Source organism: Rahnella ecdela, from assembly GCF_019049625.1.
Lineage (GTDB): Bacteria > Pseudomonadota > Gammaproteobacteria > Enterobacterales > Enterobacteriaceae > Rahnella > Rahnella ecdela.
Window position 1 is genome coordinate 132,873 of the sequence record NZ_JAFMOY010000130.1, and the last position, 17,011, is coordinate 149,883.

18 protein-coding genes are annotated in these 17,011 nt (G+C 54.9%); 8 read left to right on the forward strand and 10 right to left on the reverse strand.

The genetic code is table 11. The annotated features are described in order from the left end of the window. The 6 genes from J1784_RS17620 (at position 1) to J1784_RS17645 (ending at position 6,739) form a co-directional block, all read left to right on the forward strand. On the forward strand, positions 1 to 855 hold the full coding sequence (locus J1784_RS17620) for an ABC transporter permease (RefSeq protein WP_420803980.1): 855 nt from the start codon (positions 1 to 3) through the stop codon (positions 853 to 855). After that, positions 852 to 1,847, forward strand: coding sequence for an ABC transporter ATP-binding protein (locus J1784_RS17625; RefSeq protein ID WP_217150289.1), 996 nt, complete (start codon positions 852 to 854; stop codon positions 1,845 to 1,847). Before J1784_RS17620 ends, J1784_RS17625 begins: the two co-directional genes overlap by 4 nt. Then, positions 1,831 to 2,883, forward strand: a complete 1,053-nt coding sequence (locus J1784_RS17630) for an ABC transporter ATP-binding protein (protein ID WP_217150290.1) — start codon at positions 1,831 to 1,833, stop codon at positions 2,881 to 2,883. The genes J1784_RS17625 and J1784_RS17630 overlap by 17 nt, the downstream gene beginning before the upstream one ends. Further along, complete coding sequence (locus J1784_RS17635) at positions 2,864 to 4,378, forward strand: ABC transporter substrate-binding protein (protein WP_217150291.1); 1,515 nt, start codon at positions 2,864 to 2,866, stop codon at positions 4,376 to 4,378. Before J1784_RS17630 ends, J1784_RS17635 begins: the two co-directional genes overlap by 20 nt. A 227-nt stretch (positions 4,379 to 4,605) precedes the next feature. After that, positions 4,606 to 6,102 (forward strand): MFS transporter, encoded by a 1,497-nt coding sequence (locus J1784_RS17640; RefSeq protein WP_120509544.1) that lies wholly within the window; start codon positions 4,606 to 4,608, stop codon positions 6,100 to 6,102. Between the two features lie 58 nt (positions 6,103 to 6,160). Beyond that, a complete protein-coding gene (locus tag J1784_RS17645; protein ID WP_217150292.1) occupies positions 6,161 to 6,739 on the forward strand; it encodes a TetR/AcrR family transcriptional regulator in 579 nt (192 codons plus the stop codon). A gap of 61 nt (positions 6,740 to 6,800) precedes the next feature. Here J1784_RS17645 and J1784_RS17650 read toward each other — a convergent pair whose 3' ends face one another. Continuing rightward, positions 6,801 to 7,457 (reverse strand): GntR family transcriptional regulator, encoded by a 657-nt coding sequence (locus J1784_RS17650; protein WP_119824221.1) that lies wholly within the window; start codon positions 7,455 to 7,457, stop codon positions 6,801 to 6,803. Between the two features lie 113 nt (positions 7,458 to 7,570). On the opposite strand from J1784_RS17650, the gene J1784_RS17655 reads away from it, so the two are divergent. Next, on the forward strand, positions 7,571 to 8,047 hold the full coding sequence (locus J1784_RS17655) for an OsmC family protein (RefSeq protein ID WP_119824223.1): 477 nt from the start codon (positions 7,571 to 7,573) through the stop codon (positions 8,045 to 8,047). 57 nt (positions 8,048 to 8,104) lie between these two features. Here the strand turns inward: J1784_RS17655 and J1784_RS17660 are convergent, their stop codons facing one another. From J1784_RS17660 to J1784_RS17670, 3 genes are read right to left on the reverse strand one after another with little or no spacing between them, the layout of a single operon-like run. Further along, complete coding sequence (locus tag J1784_RS17660) at positions 8,105 to 8,269, reverse strand: DUF2474 domain-containing protein (protein ID WP_013577857.1); 165 nt, start codon at positions 8,267 to 8,269, stop codon at positions 8,105 to 8,107. 11 nt (positions 8,270 to 8,280) lie between these two features. Then, complete coding sequence (gene cydB, locus J1784_RS17665) at positions 8,281 to 9,288, reverse strand: cytochrome d ubiquinol oxidase subunit II (protein ID WP_119824225.1); 1,008 nt, start codon at positions 9,286 to 9,288, stop codon at positions 8,281 to 8,283. 2 nt (positions 9,289 to 9,290) lie between these two features. Next, entirely contained in the window at positions 9,291 to 10,715 is a 1,425-nt protein-coding gene (locus J1784_RS17670; protein ID WP_120509546.1) for a cytochrome ubiquinol oxidase subunit I, read from the reverse strand. 126 nt (positions 10,716 to 10,841) lie between these two features. Between J1784_RS17670 and J1784_RS17675 the strand changes: the two genes are divergently transcribed. After that, a complete protein-coding gene (locus tag J1784_RS17675; protein ID WP_120509547.1) occupies positions 10,842 to 11,150 on the forward strand; it encodes a hypothetical protein in 309 nt (102 codons plus the stop codon). A 115-nt stretch (positions 11,151 to 11,265) separates the two neighbouring features. Here the strand turns inward: J1784_RS17675 and J1784_RS17680 are convergent, their stop codons facing one another. The 6 genes from J1784_RS17680 to tssF form a co-directional block, all read right to left on the reverse strand. Beyond that, a complete protein-coding gene (locus tag J1784_RS17680) occupies positions 11,266 to 11,736 on the reverse strand; it encodes a hypothetical protein (RefSeq protein ID WP_217150293.1) in 471 nt (156 codons plus the stop codon). Positions 11,737 to 11,801: 65 nt separating this feature from the next. Further along, positions 11,802 to 13,187 (reverse strand): VasL domain-containing protein, encoded by a 1,386-nt coding sequence (locus J1784_RS17685; RefSeq protein ID WP_217150294.1) that lies wholly within the window; start codon positions 13,185 to 13,187, stop codon positions 11,802 to 11,804. Positions 13,188 to 13,198: 11 nt separating this feature from the next. Next, complete coding sequence (gene tssE, locus J1784_RS17690; RefSeq protein WP_120509550.1) at positions 13,199 to 13,636, reverse strand: type VI secretion system baseplate subunit TssE; 438 nt, start codon at positions 13,634 to 13,636, stop codon at positions 13,199 to 13,201. After that, positions 13,636 to 14,175 carry a type VI secretion system lipoprotein TssJ gene (gene tssJ / locus J1784_RS17695; RefSeq protein WP_338019918.1) on the reverse strand — a complete coding sequence of 180 codons (540 nt, stop codon included), beginning with the start codon at positions 14,173 to 14,175 and terminating at the stop codon, positions 13,636 to 13,638. The genes tssE and tssJ overlap by 1 nt, the downstream gene beginning before the upstream one ends. Beyond that, positions 14,147 to 15,238 (reverse strand): type VI secretion system baseplate subunit TssG, encoded by a 1,092-nt coding sequence (tssG, locus tag J1784_RS17700; RefSeq protein ID WP_217150296.1) that lies wholly within the window; start codon positions 15,236 to 15,238, stop codon positions 14,147 to 14,149. The genes tssJ and tssG overlap by 29 nt, the downstream gene beginning before the upstream one ends. Further along, positions 15,202 to 16,965: a type VI secretion system baseplate subunit TssF gene (gene tssF / locus J1784_RS17705; RefSeq protein WP_217150297.1), complete on the reverse strand. Its 1,764-nt coding sequence runs from the start codon at positions 16,963 to 16,965 to the stop codon at positions 15,202 to 15,204. Before tssF ends, tssG begins: the two co-directional genes overlap by 37 nt. Between the last annotated feature and the right edge of the window lie 46 nt (positions 16,966 to 17,011).

The window sequence follows — 17,011 nt, forward strand, 5'->3', positions numbered from 1 at the left end:
ATGACTGAGAAGATAGCCACGAAGCGGATGGGTCAATTTCACCTGCGCGGGTTGCCGCGTCATCAGGCGCTGCGAGTGGGAATAATAATGCTGAGCGTGTGGGTGTTGATTGCGTTGCTCAGCCCGTGGATCGCGCCGTTTGACCCGGTAGCGCAGGATGCTTCGGTGACACTGTCACCACCGACTTTTGCCCATCCGTTTGGTACCGATAATTTTGGTCGTGACATTCTTTCCCGCGTGATGTGGGGCGCACGGATTGATCTGCAAATCTGCCTGATTGGCGTCATTTTCCCGTTTACCTTCGGCACGCTGATTGGCGCGTTCTCCGGCTATCTTGGCGGCGCAGTGGACACCTTTCTCATGCGGGTGATCGACGTGGTTCTGGCGTTTCCGTTTCTGGTGCTGATGCTGTCGATTATCGCCATTCTCGGGCCGGGGCTTGGCAGTTTTTACATCGCGATGGCGATGGTCGGCTGGGTGTCGTATGCCCGTCTGGTGCGCTCGCAGGTGCTGACGCTCAAACACCGCGATTTCATTCTGGCGGCGCGCAGCCTCGGTTACAGCCATCCGCGCATCTTACTTTTACATCTGCTGCCCAACGCGCTGACCAGTTCGCTGGTGTTTTCAATGTCTGACTGCGTGCTGGTGTTGCTCAGTGGCGCGTCGGTGAGTTACCTCGGTCTGGGTGTCCAGCCGCCGGTGGCGGAATGGGGCGTGATGGTCGCCGAAGGGCAAAGCTTTATTACTACGGCGTGGTGGATCACCACCTTCCCCGGTTTAGCGATCGTGGTGCTGGCGATGAGTTTCAGCCTGCTGGCGGACGGACTGGGCGACAAACTGGGAGAACGGCCATGACGCTGATGCAAGTTTCCGGTTTAACCATTGAAGACCGGCAGGGCGTGGCGCTGGTCGATAACCTGTCGCTGACGCTGAATGCGGGCGACATTCTCGGACTGGTCGGTGAAAGTGGTTCCGGCAAAACACTCAGCTGCCGCGCCATGATGCGCCTGCTGCCGGGTGAAGGGCTCAAGATCAGCGCGGGTGAAATCCGCCTCAACGGCACCGATTTACTGACGCTGAACGATAAACGCATGACCGCCATTCGCGGGCGGGAAATCGGCATGATTTTCCAGAATCCGGCCAGTCATCTGAATCCGGTAATGACCATCGGCCAGCAGATTGCCGAAAGTCGCCGTCTGCATTTTGGGGCCAGCCGCCGCGAGGCACAGTTGCAGGCCGTGGAACTGCTGCGTCAGGTGGGGATCCCCGATCCGACGCGCCGCGCAGATAACTATCCACATGAGTTTTCAGGCGGAATGCGCCAGCGCGCGATGATCGCTGTGGCGCTGGCCTGCGAACCTAAAATGCTGATTGCCGACGAACCGACTACCGCGCTGGACGTCACCGTGCAGATGCAGATTTTACGTCTGCTCCGTGACCTGCGCGACCGGCTCGGTATCGCCATCATTCTCATTACTCACGATCTCGGCGTGGTGGCGCAAACCTGTGACCGCATTGCGGTGATGTACGGCGGAAGGCTGTGTGAAACCGGTGAAAAACGTACTGTGCTGGCGCAGGCGCTGCACCCGTATACCCGCGGGCTGATCGACTGCCAGCCGGTGAGCGAAGGCGGTGCAGGTCGGTTGATCACCTTGCCCGGCCAGCCGCCTGTCGCAGCACGATTTCCGACCGGTTGCCGGTTTCATCCGCGCTGCGCAAGGGCGACATCCCTGTGCGGCGAGGTTCAGCCCGCGATGCCATCCGGCAGCCATGCGGTCGCCTGCCACCATCCGTTAACGGGACTGAGCGCGGTAATGACCGGGAGAGAAAATGAACCCACTTTCTGATGTGAATCTGCGCCCGTATCCGCTGCTGGAAGTGGAAGATCTGAGCGTCAGCTTTCCAGTATCGGGCGGTTTGGGTCTGAAAAAACGCAGCGTACAGGCGGTCAACAATGTGTCGCTCCATATCAATGCTGGTGAAACGCTGGGACTGGTAGGGGAATCGGGCAGCGGGAAAAGCACGCTCGGCAGGGCGATGCTGCATCTGGAAAACACCAGTGCCGGACGCGTGCGGTTTAACGGCCAGCTGATCACCGGCGGAATGAAGCCGGATATCGCCCGTTTACGGCAACAGACGGCGATGATTTTTCAGGATCCATTTTCGTCACTAAATCCGCGTCAGACGATTGGCGAAAGTATCGGCGAAGTGCTGCGCGTGCATCACAAAGTGGCGAAAGGAAATATTCCGGCGCGCATTAATACGCTGCTGACGCTGGTCGGACTCAGCCCCGAACATGCCACGCGTCGTCCGCAGGCGCTGAGCGGCGGACAATGTCAGCGCGCCGGAATTGCCCGCGCGCTGGCTATCGAACCGCGTCTGATTGTCGCCGATGAATGCGTCGCGGCGCTGGATGTGTCGATTCAGGCGCAAATCATCAATCTGCTGATGGATCTGCGCGAAAGCATGGGGTTGGCAATTCTGTTTATCGCGCACGATCTGGCGATTGTCCGCCGCCTGTGCGACCGGGTGGCGGTGATGTATCTCGGTAAAATTGTCGAAAGCGGGCCGACGCAGACGGTATTTAACGCGCCGCGCCACCCGTATACCGCCGCACTGGTGGCGGCGATTCCTGAAATCGATCCTGACCGCCCTTTGCCTGAACATCCGTTACAGGGCGAGCCACCGAGTCCGGTGTCGCTGCCTGCGGGCTGCGCTTTCCATCCACGCTGTGCTTTTGCGATTGATGCGTGCCGGCACGGCACGGCGCCGGAAACCCGGCATATTGCCGACCATGCCTTTGCCTGTGTGCTTGACGGCCACAGCAGTGAAGGTGTCTATCCGAAGACTGAAGGAATGTTACATGAAGCAAAAGCATTTTAACGTTGTGGCCGCCGGGGTGCTGCTGGCGTTGAGTCTGGTCAGCGAAATGGCGCAGGCGGCCGGTGTTTTGACCATTGGTCGCCGGGAGGACAGCACGACATTCGACCCGATCAAGTCCGCGCAAAACGCGGATAACTGGGTATTTTCCAACGTGTTCGATCCGCTGGTGCGTGTCGATAACACCGGCACCAAACTGCTGCCGGGGCTGGCAGAAAGCTGGACGATTTCGCCGGACGGTAAAACGTATACGCTGAACATGCGTGACGCGACATTCTCCGACGGCACGCCGGTGACCGCCTCTGATGCGGTGTTCAGCCTGACGCGAATCCGTGATGACGCCGGATCACTGTGGAAAGATTCTTACAGCATTATCGATACGCTGAAAGCCACCGACGCGCATACGCTGGTCATTACCCTGAAAACGCCGTCGGCGGCCTTTTTATCACAGCTGGCGCTGCCCAATGCCTCGGTGATTTCACAACATGCATTGACCAAACAGGGCGCAGACGATTTTGCCGAGCACCCGGTCGGTTCCGGCGCGTTCAGTGTAAAAGAGTGGACGCGCGGTGAGAAAGTTGAACTGGTGAAAAACCCGTATTACTGGGACGCCGCAAAGGTGAAACTGGATGGCGTCGAGTGGCTGACGCTGCCGGATGACAATACCCGTATGCTCAAAGTGCAGGCGGGCGAAATTGACGCAGCGCTGTCTATTCCGTTCTCGCGTATTTCGTCACTGCAAAAAGACCCGAAACTGGCGGTAGAACTGGATACGTCAACCCGTGAAGATCATCTGCTGATCAACCATTCCCACGGCGATCTGGCCAAAGTGGAAGTGCGTCAGGCGCTGGATTTTGCCATCGATAAAAAAGCCATTATTGATACCGTGACCTTCGGTTACGGTAAAATCGCCAACTCGTATATTCCTGACGGCGCGCTCTATCATTACGCAGATAACCTGCAACGTCCTTATGATCCGGAAAAAGCAAAACAACTGCTAGCGGCGGCGGGTGTGAAAAACCTGACTCTGAAATATCTGGTGAACGCCGGTGATGAAGTGGATGAACAGATTGCCGTACTTTTACAGCAACAGCTGGCAAAAGCAGGGATCACCGCCAACTTACAGAAAGTGGATCCGAGCCAGAGCTGGGACATGCTGATCGCGGGCGATTACGACATCTCGGTGATGTACTGGACAAATGACATTCTCGATCCAGATCAGAAAACCACCTTTGTGCTCGGGCATGATTCCAACAACAACTACATGACGCGCTATCACAATGAGAAAGTGAAGGCGCTGGTCGCTGCGGCGCGGGTGGAGATGGACCCGAAAAAACGTGAACAGATGTACATCGAGTTGCAGAAAATGGCAAAAGCGGACGTGAACTGGATTGATCTCTATTACAGCCCGTACCGCAACGTCACCCGTACCAATATCAAAGATTTCCATCAGAATCCGCTGGGACGCTTCACGCTCGAAGAGACGGTGAAAGGATAAGAATTCCTGCACCAGGGAGATAATAAGAAAGCTGAGACAAAAGTCTGTTTTACCCCTTTTTGCCCACTTCCGAGTGGGCTTTTTCTTGCCTGTAAATCTGTCGTTTTCCCGTGCCGCATCTTCAACGCTTCATCAACTGTCCGGCAGATGCTGCTTGAGTTTGAGCGGTTGCTCAAGTATCTTGCTGGCCTTGAGCGATTGCTCAAAATTTATCTGAGGCATTTTTTATGTTCGTCAATAACCGCTGGCTGATACTTGCGATTGTCACCAGTACACTCTTTTTGATCATCATTGATATGACCGTGTTGTACACCGCGTTACCGCGCCTGACGCAGGCGCTGGGTGCCACGGCATCGGAAAAACTATGGATAGTGAACGCCTATCCGCTGGTGGTCGCCGGTCTTTTACCGGGCGCGGGAATGCTCAGTGACCGTATCGGGCACAAAAATCTCTTTATGAGCGGGCTGCCGGTGTTTGCGCTCGCTTCCCTGTGCGCGGCGTTTTCTGCCAGCGCCGAAATGCTGATTGCCTCCCGCGTGTTCCTGGCCATTGGCGCGGCGATGATGATGCCTGCGACGCTGGCGATTGTGCGCCATGTCTTCACCAACGAACGTGAACGTGCGCTGGCGATAGGCATCTGGTCGGCGGTGGCGTCCGGCGCGGCGGCGCTCGGGCCAGTCATCGGCGGTGTGCTGCTGGAATATTTCTGGTGGGGATCGGTGTTTCTGGTCAACGTGCCGATCGTGCTGGCCGTATTCCCGTTTGCACAGGCGCTGATCCCGCGCGGTGAAGGCAATAAACACCGTCCTTGTGATTTTGCCGGTTCTGCGATGGTGATGGCGGGGCTGGTCGGGGTGATTTACGCACTGAAAGAGCTGAGCCAGATTAACTCGTCATGGCTGGTGATCTTGGGTTCTGCCGCTTTCGGTGTGCTGTTCCTCGGCTTATTCGTCAGAAGACAAAAGAAGGCTGTTCAGCCGATGATCGACTTTTCACTGTTCCGCAACCGCGCCTTTGCCTGCGGCGTGGGCGTGGCGATCACCTCTATGATTGCGCTGATCGGTATCGAACTGGTGCTCAGCCAGCGGTTACAGCTGGTGCTCGGACTGACGCCGTTTATGGCGGCGATGTTTATTCTGCCGATCCCGGTGGCGTCTGCACTGGCCTCGCCGCTGGCGGGTATGCTGATCCCGCGTGTCGGCGTGCGTAAAATGATGCTGGGCGGCTTCGCGATATCTGCCCTCGGCATCGTCATTCACGCGCTGGTCTATGATGGCAGCGTGGTGATGCAGTTAGTGAGCCTGTTTATTTTAGGTTTTGGACTTGGTGGCGCAGTGACAGCGGCTTCCACTTCGATCATGCTTAATGCCCCGGAAGATAAGGCCGGAATGGTCGCGGCGATAGAGGATGTATCGTGGGAAATGGGCGGCGTGCTCGGCGTGACGTTGCTGGGTGGCCTGATGACCGCCGTTTACAGCCGCAGCCTGACACTTCCGCACGGGCTGGTCAGCGGTGAAACCGCGTATGACAGTCTTGATGAAGCATTAACGCTTGCTGGTCATCTCAGCCCTGAACAGGCTTCGTTGCTGACAAATCTGGCGAGAACTGCGTTTGATCAGGCGTTTCTGGCGGTGCTGATTTCTGCGGCTGCGCTGGTGATTGCCAGTGTGGTGGTGCTGAAAATCGTGCTGCGTAAGTCCGTGGGCACACGCCGGGCTTCCTGATAAAATGCCGGTCTGAGCGCCTGCTCAATGTCATTCCAGGGCCAGTACAGGATGAATTATGAAAGAAAACCGGGAAGCGTTAAAGGCTAAGATCCTTGACGGAGCCATCAGTCTTTTTATCGAAAAAGGGATTGAGAAAGTCACGACGCGCGAACTGACGGAGTACGTCGGGATTTCCCGCAGCCACATTTATCATTATTTTCCTGACTGGCAAACGCTGTGTATCGAGGCGCTGTCGGTAGTGATGATGGCGGAGCTGAAAGAGTTTGCCGCTGAAATTGCTCCGCTCGAACCCAAGGCAAAATTGCACACGCTGGTGTTAAATTATCTGCCCGATACGCAGGGTGATATCTGGCAGTTGTACGGATCGCTGTGGCAACTGGCGGCGCATAACGAGGCTTACGCCGAACTGGCGCGGCTGATGGTGCATAAGTGGCTGGCACTGCTGGCTGAGATCATCCGCGCCGGGATCGACAGCGGCGTGTTCCGCCCGACCGATGCCGGACGCGTCACCCGCCAGTTATCCGCCATCATGAATGGCTATTCCGACCAGCTGATCGTCATGCCTTCTGCCGAAGCCCGTCAGGAAGCGATGGATGATATTTTGGATTTTGTGACGTTGGTGCTGGAGAAATAATCCCATTCTCAGGCGGCTTTTTCCACCGAAGTGGCCCTGAACATCGGCTGCGGGCAGTCACTCATTTCTGAGCCGAAATCCCTTTACTGATAAAATCTTTTAGCACTCTTCCGGCAGATTCAATATGCCGGAAGGTTTCCTGCCGTGCCGCCTCTGCGTTGCCTTCACGGCATGCATTAAGAATCAATTCATGTTCATGCTGAAATGCCTGAGTTGCTGAAAGCAGTCTGTGCTGAAAATGTTCGTACCTTTCTATCTGATTACGTAACTCGTCGATCATCGCCAGCAGGCGCTTATTTTGACATCCGCGGTACAGCAGACCGTGAAACTCACGGTTGTGCTCTCCTTGCCTGTCGGCGTCTTCGGCATTCCCCAGCAGTGTGTGCGTGAGTTCAGCTCTGGCCAGTGTTTCGGCATCCATATTCTGCACGCTGTTAAATATTGCTTCCCCCTCAAGTAAAGCCCGCAGTTCATAAATCTCAGCGATATCCTCAACAGACAGTGTTCTGACCACCGCCCCGCGGTTTCTGAAAATATCCACCATGCCTTCCTGCTCCAGAAGCCGGATAGCTTCCCGCATCGGAACACGGCTGACAGCAAACTGGCTGGCCAGATCCCTTTCAACCAGCCGCGAGCCATCAGGCAGCGAGCCATTGTTAATCATCTTCCTGAGTGATCCGGCAAGCATTTCGGCGGTGGATTGAGGTTTCAGCGTCATCATTTTCTCCTGTACATTATGGAATAATGGTATACCATTTTTGACGTTAAAGGGAGAACTATCCCTATCCACCCCTCAGTTTCCCCTTCTTACCAACGACAGGAGCACCGGCTATGGCACATCGCGAGCATCATTATCAGGTCAAAATTGAATGGACAGGCAATAAGGGTCGCGGAACAGAATCCTATAAGGCTTACAGCCGCGATTATGATATTTCAGAAGGGAAGAAACAAAGCATTGCCGGTTCATCAGACCCTGCATTTCTGGGTGATGCCACGCGCTGGAACCCTGAAGACCTGCTGGTAGCTTCAGCTTCAGCCTGCCATCAGCTCTGGTATTTGCATTTATGCGCCGAGGCGGGTATCGGTGTTGATTCTTATATCGATAAGGCTGAAGGGGTAATGACAGAAGGTGAGAAAGGGTGTTTCACGAGTATCACACTCAAACCCGACATTGCGATCCGTGCCGGGGATGATATTCAGCTCGCGAAGGAACTGCATCACCGCGCACATGAACTGTGCTTTATCGCGAATTCACTGAACTTCCCGGTACTGTGTGAACCGGTGATTAGGTATTGTTCAGCGTCTTAACGGGCGGCAGAACGCCATGCTAAAAAAGAGTCCGGCATAGTGCCGGACTTTGTTCACTTAATGACTTCTCATGCCCGCCGCGAACATCAGCAGATGGAACACCGATGCCACAACAAATAACGCCAGCACGCTGCCGCCCCAGATGACGGCCATCCAGCCGACTCGTTTTAAGAACGGGGCTTTAGTGATGTTGCTGTCGTCCATTTTTCTGATGAGGTTCATAATGCGATTCCTCAGTGATAACCCTGGTCCGGTGTGACTTTCCCGCGGAACACGTAGTAGCTCCAGAAGGTGTACACCAGAATGATAGGGATGATGAACAGGGCGCCGACCAGAATAAAGCCCTGGCTTTGCGGAGGTGAAGCCGCTTCCCAGATGGAGATGGACGGCGGAATGATGTTCGGCCAGATGCTGATACCGAGCCCGGTATAACCCAGGAACACCAGCGCCAGCGTCAGCAGGAACGGCGCGTGGTGCGCATTCTTGCTGATGGCGCGGTACATCCACGCCGAGACCAGTACTACCAGTACCGGCACCGGCAGGAACCAGTAAAGGTTAGGGCGCGAGAACCAGCGGTGGGCGATATCGCTGTGCGTCAGCGGCGTCCACAGGCTGACCGCCAGTGTCACCAGCAGGAAGACTATCAGCAGCGGTTTAGCGATGTTGTGCATCGCTTCCTGCAATTCGCCTTCGGTTTTCATAATCAGCCAGGTGCAGCCGAGCAGGGCGTAAGCCACCACCAGCGCAAAACCACAGAACAGCGTGAACGGCGTCAGCCAGTCCAGTGCGCCACCGGCATACGTGCGGTTTACCACCGGAATACCGTTGATCACCGCACCCAGCACCACGCCCTGACAGAAGGTCGCCAGCACAGAACCGCCGATAAAGGATTTATCCCACACGTGGCGTTTGGCCGGGCTGGCTTTAAAGCGAAACTCAAAGGCGACACCACGGAAAATCAGGCCGAACAGCATCAGGGTCAGCGGGATAGTCAGCGCATCCAGAATCACCGAATACGCTAGCGGGAACGCGCCATACAGCGCCGCGCCGCCGAGCACCAGCCAGGTTTCGTTGCCGTCCCAGACCGGCGCAACGGTGTTCATCATCACGTCACGGTCGTGCTCTTTTTTCACCAGCGGGAACAGCAGACCGATACCCAGGTCGAAGCCGTCCATCACCACATACATCATCACACCGAAGATGATGATCAAAAACCAGATCAGCGGTAAGTCGATACCCATTATCAAGCTCCCTTAGTTTCGTCGGTCAGTGATTCTGAAATCGCAGACAGCGGACGCGCAGGTGTGCGGTGCTGGCCCGGACCACCGTGGTCAACGCTTTCGCCTTCGTGTGCCTGCGGCCCTTTACGGATCAGACGCATCATGTAGCCGTAACCGACACCAAACACCGAGCAGTAAATGACGATGAACAGGATCAGGCTGACGCTCATCTGCAACACGTTATGGTTAGATACCGCGTCTTTGGTGCGCAGCAGGCCATAAACCACCCACGGCTGACGCCCCATTTCGGTGGTGATCCAACCCGCCAGTAACGCCAGCAGACCGGAAGGCCCCATCAGGAAGGCAAAGCGCAGGAACGCTTTAGAGGTATACATTTTGCCGCCACGACGCAGGATGAGGCTCAGCACACCCAGCAAAATCATTAGCATGCCCAGACCCGCCATGATGCGGAAGGTGTAGAAGATCACGGACGAGTTAGGACGGTCTTCTTTCGGGAAGGATTTCAGCGCCGGGATCTGATGCGTCAGGCTGTGCGTCAGGATCAGGCTGCCCAGATACGGGATTTCAACCGCATAACGGGTCTCTTCACGGTTCATGTCCGGATAACCAATCAGTACCAGCGGGGACGGTTTGTTGTCTTTATTTTCCCAGTGGCCTTCGATGGCAGCGATTTTAGCAGGCTGATATTTTAGGGTATTCAGACCGTGCGCATCGCCCAAAAACGCCTGAATGGGCGAGACGATCAGCGCCATCCACATTGCCATCGACAACATGGTGCGGATTGCCGGTGTATCGCGACCGCGCAGTAAATGCCATGCCGCAGCAGAACCGACGAAGAACGCGGACGCCAGGAAGGCGGCGGTGGTCATGTGCATTAAGCGGAACGGGAAGGACGGGTTGAAGATAATCTTCATCCAGCTGACCGGTACCACCAAATTGTTAACAATCTCGTAGCCCTGCGGCGTCTGCATCCAGCTGTTAGAAGCGAGGATCCAGAACGTCGACATCAGCGTGCCGAGCGCCACCATACAGGTGGAGAAGAAGTGCAGACCGGGTCCGACGCGGTTCCAGCCGAACAGCATCACGCCGAGGAAACCGGCTTCGAGGAAGAACGCGGTTAACACTTCGTACGTCAGCAGCGGACCGGTAATACTGCCTGCAAACGAGGAGAACATACTCCAGTTGGTACCGAACTGGTAAGCCATCACCAGACCGGAGACCACGCCCATACCAAAGTTAACGGCAAAGATTTTCGACCAGAAATGGTACAGGTCGCGGTAAGCCTCTTTCTTTGTTTTTAGCCACATGCCTTCGAGAACCGCCAGAAAACTGGCCAGTCCGATGGTGATTGCGGGAAAAATGATGTGAAAAGAGACGGTGAAGGCAAACTGGATACGGGCCAGTTCTAGCGCATCAAGACCAAACATAACAACCTCTTTTTGTGTGTCAGATAACCCTTCCAGACGCTGGCACCGGTACGGGAACCGGCGATGTCGGACATTCGCAGGTGAAGTCTTGAATGAAAGGGCAGTACAGCTGGGTTTTCGCGAGGAATGGATTTAACCATAGCGGGAGAAGGCATTAACAGGGACGGTCACGGGGGGGAATTACTGACTGAAACACTTTCGGGGCGGGCGGATGGAGCGGGGCGAAAAAACAATTTTCAGGACGAAGGTGCGCAGGAGGGATTAACCCTAAAAACAGGGTGGATATGTTGTTGCATTGATCTGGATCAAAGAGTTTTGATGTTTTCCAAATGTAATTACCCTGCATCCGGTAATGACTTGTTGTGTGCAAAATCGGTAACAAAAAAGTTAAATTTGGCAGGGCATCAGCGCATTCTTATTTCTAATGCAATGTAAATTTATGTCATTGCATTTGGCGAAAACCTTATCAGATCAGGTAATGGTTGTAGCATTTGTTTACATTTATGTTGCAGTTACCCTGAGGGAATAAAAGGAATGACGCCCGAAGGCGTCATGGCAATAAACGTTCTACCAGTTCAAAAAAGGCATCCTCACCGAACATCCCGCCCGGTCCGGTGAAGGCATTAGCAGGACGCCAGGTCCATTGTCTGTTTTCACCAGACTGCATAAATAACCGGCACAAGACGGTCACGCCTCCTTGCTTGTAAAGGCTGGCTTCCACGCAGCCTGTGACGCTTTGCCCGTACAAAAATACCGGCGTGAATTTCACTTTTCGATCTTCGTATTGCAGCTGGATCCCCGGCACGCCGAACGATTTTCCGCCGATCAGACATTCAACCAGCGAGACGCTGGTGTTCTCCACTCGGATACCCGTGTCTGTCAGCCATTCCTCCATGTTTTCCTGCAACAGCGCGATCCGCTGCCGGAACTCGGCGATATCCGCCTGACCTTTATTTTCATATGAGCCAGTGCGGGGCTGGCTTTCCTGTAGTTTTTTCAGGAACCGTTCTTTTGCTGACATACTTCCTCTGTATTCAAGATGGCTGACGTCATCACCTTTTCTGATCACGCCGCCATATTCATTGGTCAGTTATCTGCCTGACCGTTTTTACCGGCGGTCGCCGATAAGGCTTGAGTAAGCAACGCGTATCGGTTCAGCAACTGCGTAAACTGATTATCAAGTTGCAGCGTCAGTTGGGGCGGAATCGCGGTTTTCTGTTGCTGCAGATCGGCAAGTTTTCGCAGGGATTCTTCCACAGGCGGTGCGCTGTTCAGGGCCTGCTGGATAGCAAATACCGACGACTTCAGCTGTGAGACAGTCATGTATTTACCGCGCTGCTCATCCAGCCCGTTGAGTTTATCCGCCAGTTGCTGCAGCTGGGTATTGGCCTGTTGCCAGCCGCTGAGGTTTTCCAAAGGCACGGCATTGGCATTCAGTTGTTGCGTCCAGCTTTCCGCCAGCGCGGCGGTTGCCGGATTATCAGGCCACAAAGTTTGTGCCTGTTTGACCAGTTGTATGCCGGTATCCTGCGCCCAGCGCGGGGAGAGTTTTGCCAGCTGGTCAGTTTGTTTTTGCATCGCGGAGATCAGCGCGGGGGCTTCACGGCTGAGCATATCCGCCTGCTGAGATTTCAACGTTTCCAGCGACTGGGTGCTGAGCGGTTTCGGGAGAACAGGCAGCGTGGCGGTCAGCTGCATTGCGGCTTGCGGACGATAAAATGCGTTGATCCCCGCCTGAAGACCAATGCCTGCAAGCACAGTGATCACCACGCCCGCAATAAAACCCTTCCACTGAACTGCACGTTTTGCCGGTGGCGGCGGGACGATCACCACCTGAGGCTCCACCGGTTCAGCCTGCGCGACATAGACCCATTGCTCACGGGGCGCGTTTTCCCTCTGCGTTTCTGTCTGAACAGCCGCAGCGGGTAGCACCACCGCAGCATCGTTGGTGGCGTGCATATTCTCCAGCCGGACAGCAGCGCCGTGCATAAATGTGCCTAACCCATCGAACTGGCTGGCGTGTTTCAGTTCCAGACGTTGCAGCACATCGCACAAGGAAGTGATCAGCTTTTCCGCCTGATAAATCGCCGGTAGATCGCGATATTCCAGCGTCATGGTGCGCAAAGATTGCTGAAGCCGCTGGCTCAGGCCGGTCAGAATTTCCATCCGCGCATGAACCGGCAGCGGCCACAGTCCCGGCCACTGACGGGAGAGCAACGCCTCGAGGATCGCCAGACCTTCATTGAGGCCCGGCATCCCGACAAGCTGCGTTCTGGCCTGCGTATACCACGACGCAGTTTGCAACTCGATACCGTTTTGCTGAAACAGATTTAGGCACAGCTGCTCGACTTTTTTCCAGTCGACGTCCGGGCGCGCCGGATGCGCCAGTTTACTCAATTCTTCGCGCAAAGCGGCGTAGTCAGCCAGCGCACGCGGATCACCACCGGTGCGCAACTGGCGTTCAATAGACATAATGGTTTTCCTTAACTGACGTAATTCTGTTGTTTCATATGACGCATCAGCACGCGGCCTTCCGGCATAAACTCAGTCCCGAATCGCACCAGCCCGAGATCTTTCAGCTCAGCGTCAATGGCGTATTCGAGATGCCCCGGCGTGGACTGAGGCAGCAATATCACGTTGATTTTTTTCAGGCGGGGTTCATATTTCAGCAGGGTGCCGGAAAGCGTATTTAGCAGCGAATGCGCGGTGCCGGGCATCCCTTGCAGGATTTTGCTCATATCCGGCAGGCCGTAATCGGGCAAGTGCGTGAGGGTGCCCGCGCGACAGTTGAGAATGCGTTGCATGTTATCGAGCACGGAGAGGATCACCTGATTCTCTTCGCTCACGTTATGCAAGTCGAGGCCGCCGGCAAAGTTGCCGAGCAGCATTTCGTAGAGCGAGGGTGAGCGTGAGTTTGGCATCAGTCTTTCACCGGTTGCAGTGTCAGACTGTTATTCCCAAGTTCGATAATTCGTGCTTTATCGGGATCCAGCTCTTCACGGCTTAGCACCAGACGCCACTGGCCCTTAGCCATATCCGGGTTACGGAACAGCCCTACGACTGCCACAAATTTGGCGTCTTTTTCCATCGGCATATCCAGCGACGCAGCTTTACCAGGTTTCACGACCACGTTCTGGCTGGCTAGAAGATCGTCTTTGAGAACATCATCGCCATCCTCCGCCAGTTGCTGATATACCGTTTTCTGGAAGTTTTTGTCATCACGTAGCTGATAAACCCGAACTAACACTGGTTGTGAGGAAGAGTTCGCCTCAGTGGCATCGGTGTTGAGTGCCTCGCGGGCAATGAAATCCAGATGCAGGGTTTTAATTTGCTTATAGAAAATAGATTTTGTTGCAGAGACGGTGCCGTCTGTCACTGCCTGAGTCAAACCACAGCCGCTCAGTAACAGAACCAGTGCTGACAGGCAGAATTTATTTTTCCAGGCGGTATTTAATAACACGTCGTGTTCCTTCTTGATGCGTTTGGGGCGCCATTCCACAGTAGTGGCCGAGCTCCACGGTAAAGTATTCAGGGATATCATCCGCTGCGTCGCCTTCTTCCAAACCCAGCACACCCGTCAGCCCCAGTCTGAAAGGGACATCTCCGAGAACAGGTGCAGGTAACAGTTGCACCGGCACAGTCAGCTGGATACGGGCTTTATAACGCCAGCCGAGATAGACCCGAAGCAGCACTAAAAAATCCGCGTAAAGCGGTCCGTCTGGCAGCCATTCTTCCGCTTCCGCCGGATTGTCAGTAAACAGCGAAATCAGCAACTGACTGTTGGCATCTGTGCCTTCGTCTCCCATGACGGTATCGCCATCCAGCCAGTTAGCACCTTCATCGGCGAAGGTCATGGGAGAGGTAATGCGCACTTTGCGCAGGCAATGCGGGGTCACTTCTGTCCGGGTAAACGGTGCGAGTAAATGCACCAGCGCCTGTACACCTTCTGCTGTTCGTCCCGGCTGACGCATTACCCCGAGCAGAGCCAGAAACCGTGAGGTCGGCGTCGCAAAATGTTCCTGCGTGCCTGGAATACCCATACCAATCAGGCCCAGCAGGCTTTGCGATGTGCTGTCTTTACCGCCGGATTCAAACGTTGCCGGATAAGAGTACTTCCGCCAGATGCGATAAAACTGCGTCATGATGCGGTGATTGAAAATGTCGAGGAACCCTTCGAGCGCTTCATGTCCTTCACGCCGCTGGGTGATATCGTCGATATATGATGTCGGCAGCGGCGCATCCACACCGTACAAACCCATGAAAGTGGTACGCACGGTCAGCGGTGCGTTAGGATGTTCCTCATCTTTTTGCAACGCTTTCAACTCACTGACCGGAAAACCCATCCCCGGATGTGGACGAAACCGTACCGGATCGTCCGCGGGATCGGCAGTGCTTCCCAGCGGTGGCGCTTCAGGTTGATGTTTTTCCAAAAGCTGACAGAAGCGGTAAAAGTTAATCCGCCCGATATCCCGCTCAAGCCTGGCAGTTAGCCGGAAATGCGGGGCTTGTGATTCTCTTCCCATTCCAGACGCTCTCCTGTCGGTTGCAGTATCAGGGTAAGGCGGTTAAACAGATGGATATCGGTATACAGCGCGAAGAAGCGGCTGAGCATTTCGCCAAACAGGCAGATGTCGCCTCTGCCGGCAAATCCATTGCTGTCGAGCGTGATTTCAATGTGCACACCGCGCAGCAGATAGCCGCGTTCAAACCTTTCAATTTCACTGTGTCGGACATCAGCAATAGCCTCGAGACGACGGCGGTTCATCTCACTTTCTGTCCAGTCGTACAGCGCCAACGTTCCGCGCAAGACTTCGGCGTTGTCCATCATCCACAGAAAACTGCTGCCTAAATGGCTGAGTACGCGCCAGTGGAAACGGTCACGATTAGGCGGATAACATGGCATGGTCGGTGCGGACAGATTGCGCACGCGGACATTTGCGCTGGTGGATTTGACAGCGGTATCCAGCACGGTGCTTTGCAGTGATTTACGCGGTAACTGGCCGTTGGTGCCGGTCAGGCTAAGAGACAGGTTTTCATTCTCGGGTACCGTATGATTATCAAAGGCTTCGCCTCCCAGAACCAGCCATGTATCGTGCAGGCCTGAAGGGCCGCGTCTCACACGGGTATGGTAATAATATTCAGGTGCATCGTGGCGTAACATCCCGCCCTTATGGCGAAAGCTGGTGAAGGGTACATACACCTGATGGCCGGAATGTTTGGATGAAATCACCGAATCGACAGAATAGATTTCGGTATAACCGTCCTGAACGCGCATCGGGCGCAGCAGATATTCTGTCTGCAATGACGAAAGCGTCAGCGGGTCGGATTCCAGCGGGAACAGGTTAATGACCGGAACGCAGTTCAGTCGCAGGTTTTTCTCTGAGAACGAGAAGTCGTGCTCCCAGCGTTTCTCAAGCACCACATCGATTTCAAACCAGCCAAGCTCAGCCGGTAATTCAACCGTATTAAACCCTTTAAGGCTCGCAAACATGAATTTTTCACGAAAAGTGAAATATTCAAGCAGCAACTGATAACCGCTGAATGCACTTTCGCCTTTCGGCCACAATGTGTCGTGCTCCCCAAATCCCTGCGGGGCAAAAAAGCCTTCCAGTGGTTGACGATCGGCCTGACCCGGTAAACGGACCCACAGTTTGGCGGTATGGAGCGTCAGGGCTTCATGCAGGGCGCAGGCCAGTGGCGCATCCGCATCAAAATAGAGCGGAAGATGGCTTAGGTTTATTTTGCTCCAGTCAGCCAGCGCACTGCAGTTAAACCGCAGGCGGATCACTGAACGGCCATCCGGTTCGGTATTCAGCACGGCGCGTTGCAGCGAAAGTGGCAGTAATTCGATGTTCTGTGTTGTGGTATAGCGGCAGCGCGTAGCCCGCTCACCGATGGGGCGCGACAGGACTTCAAAACCTTTTGCCATCACCATCCGCTCTTTCATCCCCTGCCAGTCTGGCGCGAACTCCACGATCGAAAGGGAAGGGATGGTGCGCAGATAGTGCGGCCACAGCAGGCTGACTAATCCTTCAGTCAGCTCCGGCAGATCATCGTCAAGTTTTTCACGTAGGCGTCCCATCAGGAAGGCAAAACCTTCGAACAGACGTTCTACATAAGGATCGCGGGCACCGGCTTTGTCCAGATTCAATCCGGCAGCGCGGTCAGGGTGCGCGCGGGCAAATTCTTCGCCCGCCTCGCGTAAATAACGCATTTCAGCGTCGAAGTAACGCAGGGTTAAGTCGTCCATAAATTTTTGTTCGCTTTGCCAATAGAGTTGAAAAATGACAGAAGAA

Coding starts and splice junctions, on each gene's coding strand:
- J1784_RS17645 (WP_217150292.1), top strand. CDS start 6,161: ATGAAAGAAAACCGGGAAGCGTTAAAGGCTAAGATCCTTGACGGAGCC.
- J1784_RS17670 (WP_120509546.1), bottom strand. CDS start 10,715: ATGTTTGGTCTTGATGCGCTAGAACTGGCCCGTATCCAGTTTGCCTTC.
- J1784_RS17625 (WP_217150289.1), top strand. CDS start 852: ATGACGCTGATGCAAGTTTCCGGTTTAACCATTGAAGACCGGCAGGGC.
- J1784_RS17650 (WP_119824221.1), bottom strand. CDS start 7,457: ATGACGCTGAAACCTCAATCCACCGCCGAAATGCTTGCCGGATCACTC.
- J1784_RS17630 (WP_217150290.1), top strand. CDS start 1,831: ATGAACCCACTTTCTGATGTGAATCTGCGCCCGTATCCGCTGCTGGAA.
- J1784_RS17635 (WP_217150291.1), top strand. CDS start 2,864: ATGAAGCAAAAGCATTTTAACGTTGTGGCCGCCGGGGTGCTGCTGGCG.
- J1784_RS17660 (WP_013577857.1), bottom strand. CDS start 8,269: ATGAACCTCATCAGAAAAATGGACGACAGCAACATCACTAAAGCCCCG.
- J1784_RS17655 (WP_119824223.1), top strand. CDS start 7,571: ATGGCACATCGCGAGCATCATTATCAGGTCAAAATTGAATGGACAGGC.
- J1784_RS17685 (WP_217150294.1), bottom strand. CDS start 13,187: ATGTCTATTGAACGCCAGTTGCGCACCGGTGGTGATCCGCGTGCGCTG.
- tssE (WP_120509550.1), bottom strand. CDS start 13,636: ATGCCAAACTCACGCTCACCCTCGCTCTACGAAATGCTGCTCGGCAAC.
- tssF (WP_217150297.1), bottom strand. CDS start 16,965: ATGGACGACTTAACCCTGCGTTACTTCGACGCTGAAATGCGTTATTTA.
- cydB (WP_119824225.1), bottom strand. CDS start 9,288: ATGGGTATCGACTTACCGCTGATCTGGTTTTTGATCATCATCTTCGGT.
- J1784_RS17620 (WP_420803980.1), top strand. CDS start 1: ATGACTGAGAAGATAGCCACGAAGCGGATGGGTCAATTTCACCTGCGC.
- J1784_RS17640 (WP_120509544.1), top strand. CDS start 4,606: ATGTTCGTCAATAACCGCTGGCTGATACTTGCGATTGTCACCAGTACA.
- tssG (WP_217150296.1), bottom strand. CDS start 15,238: ATGGGAAGAGAATCACAAGCCCCGCATTTCCGGCTAACTGCCAGGCTT.
- J1784_RS17680 (WP_217150293.1), bottom strand. CDS start 11,736: ATGTCAGCAAAAGAACGGTTCCTGAAAAAACTACAGGAAAGCCAGCCC.
- J1784_RS17675 (WP_120509547.1), top strand. CDS start 10,842: ATGGATTTAACCATAGCGGGAGAAGGCATTAACAGGGACGGTCACGGG.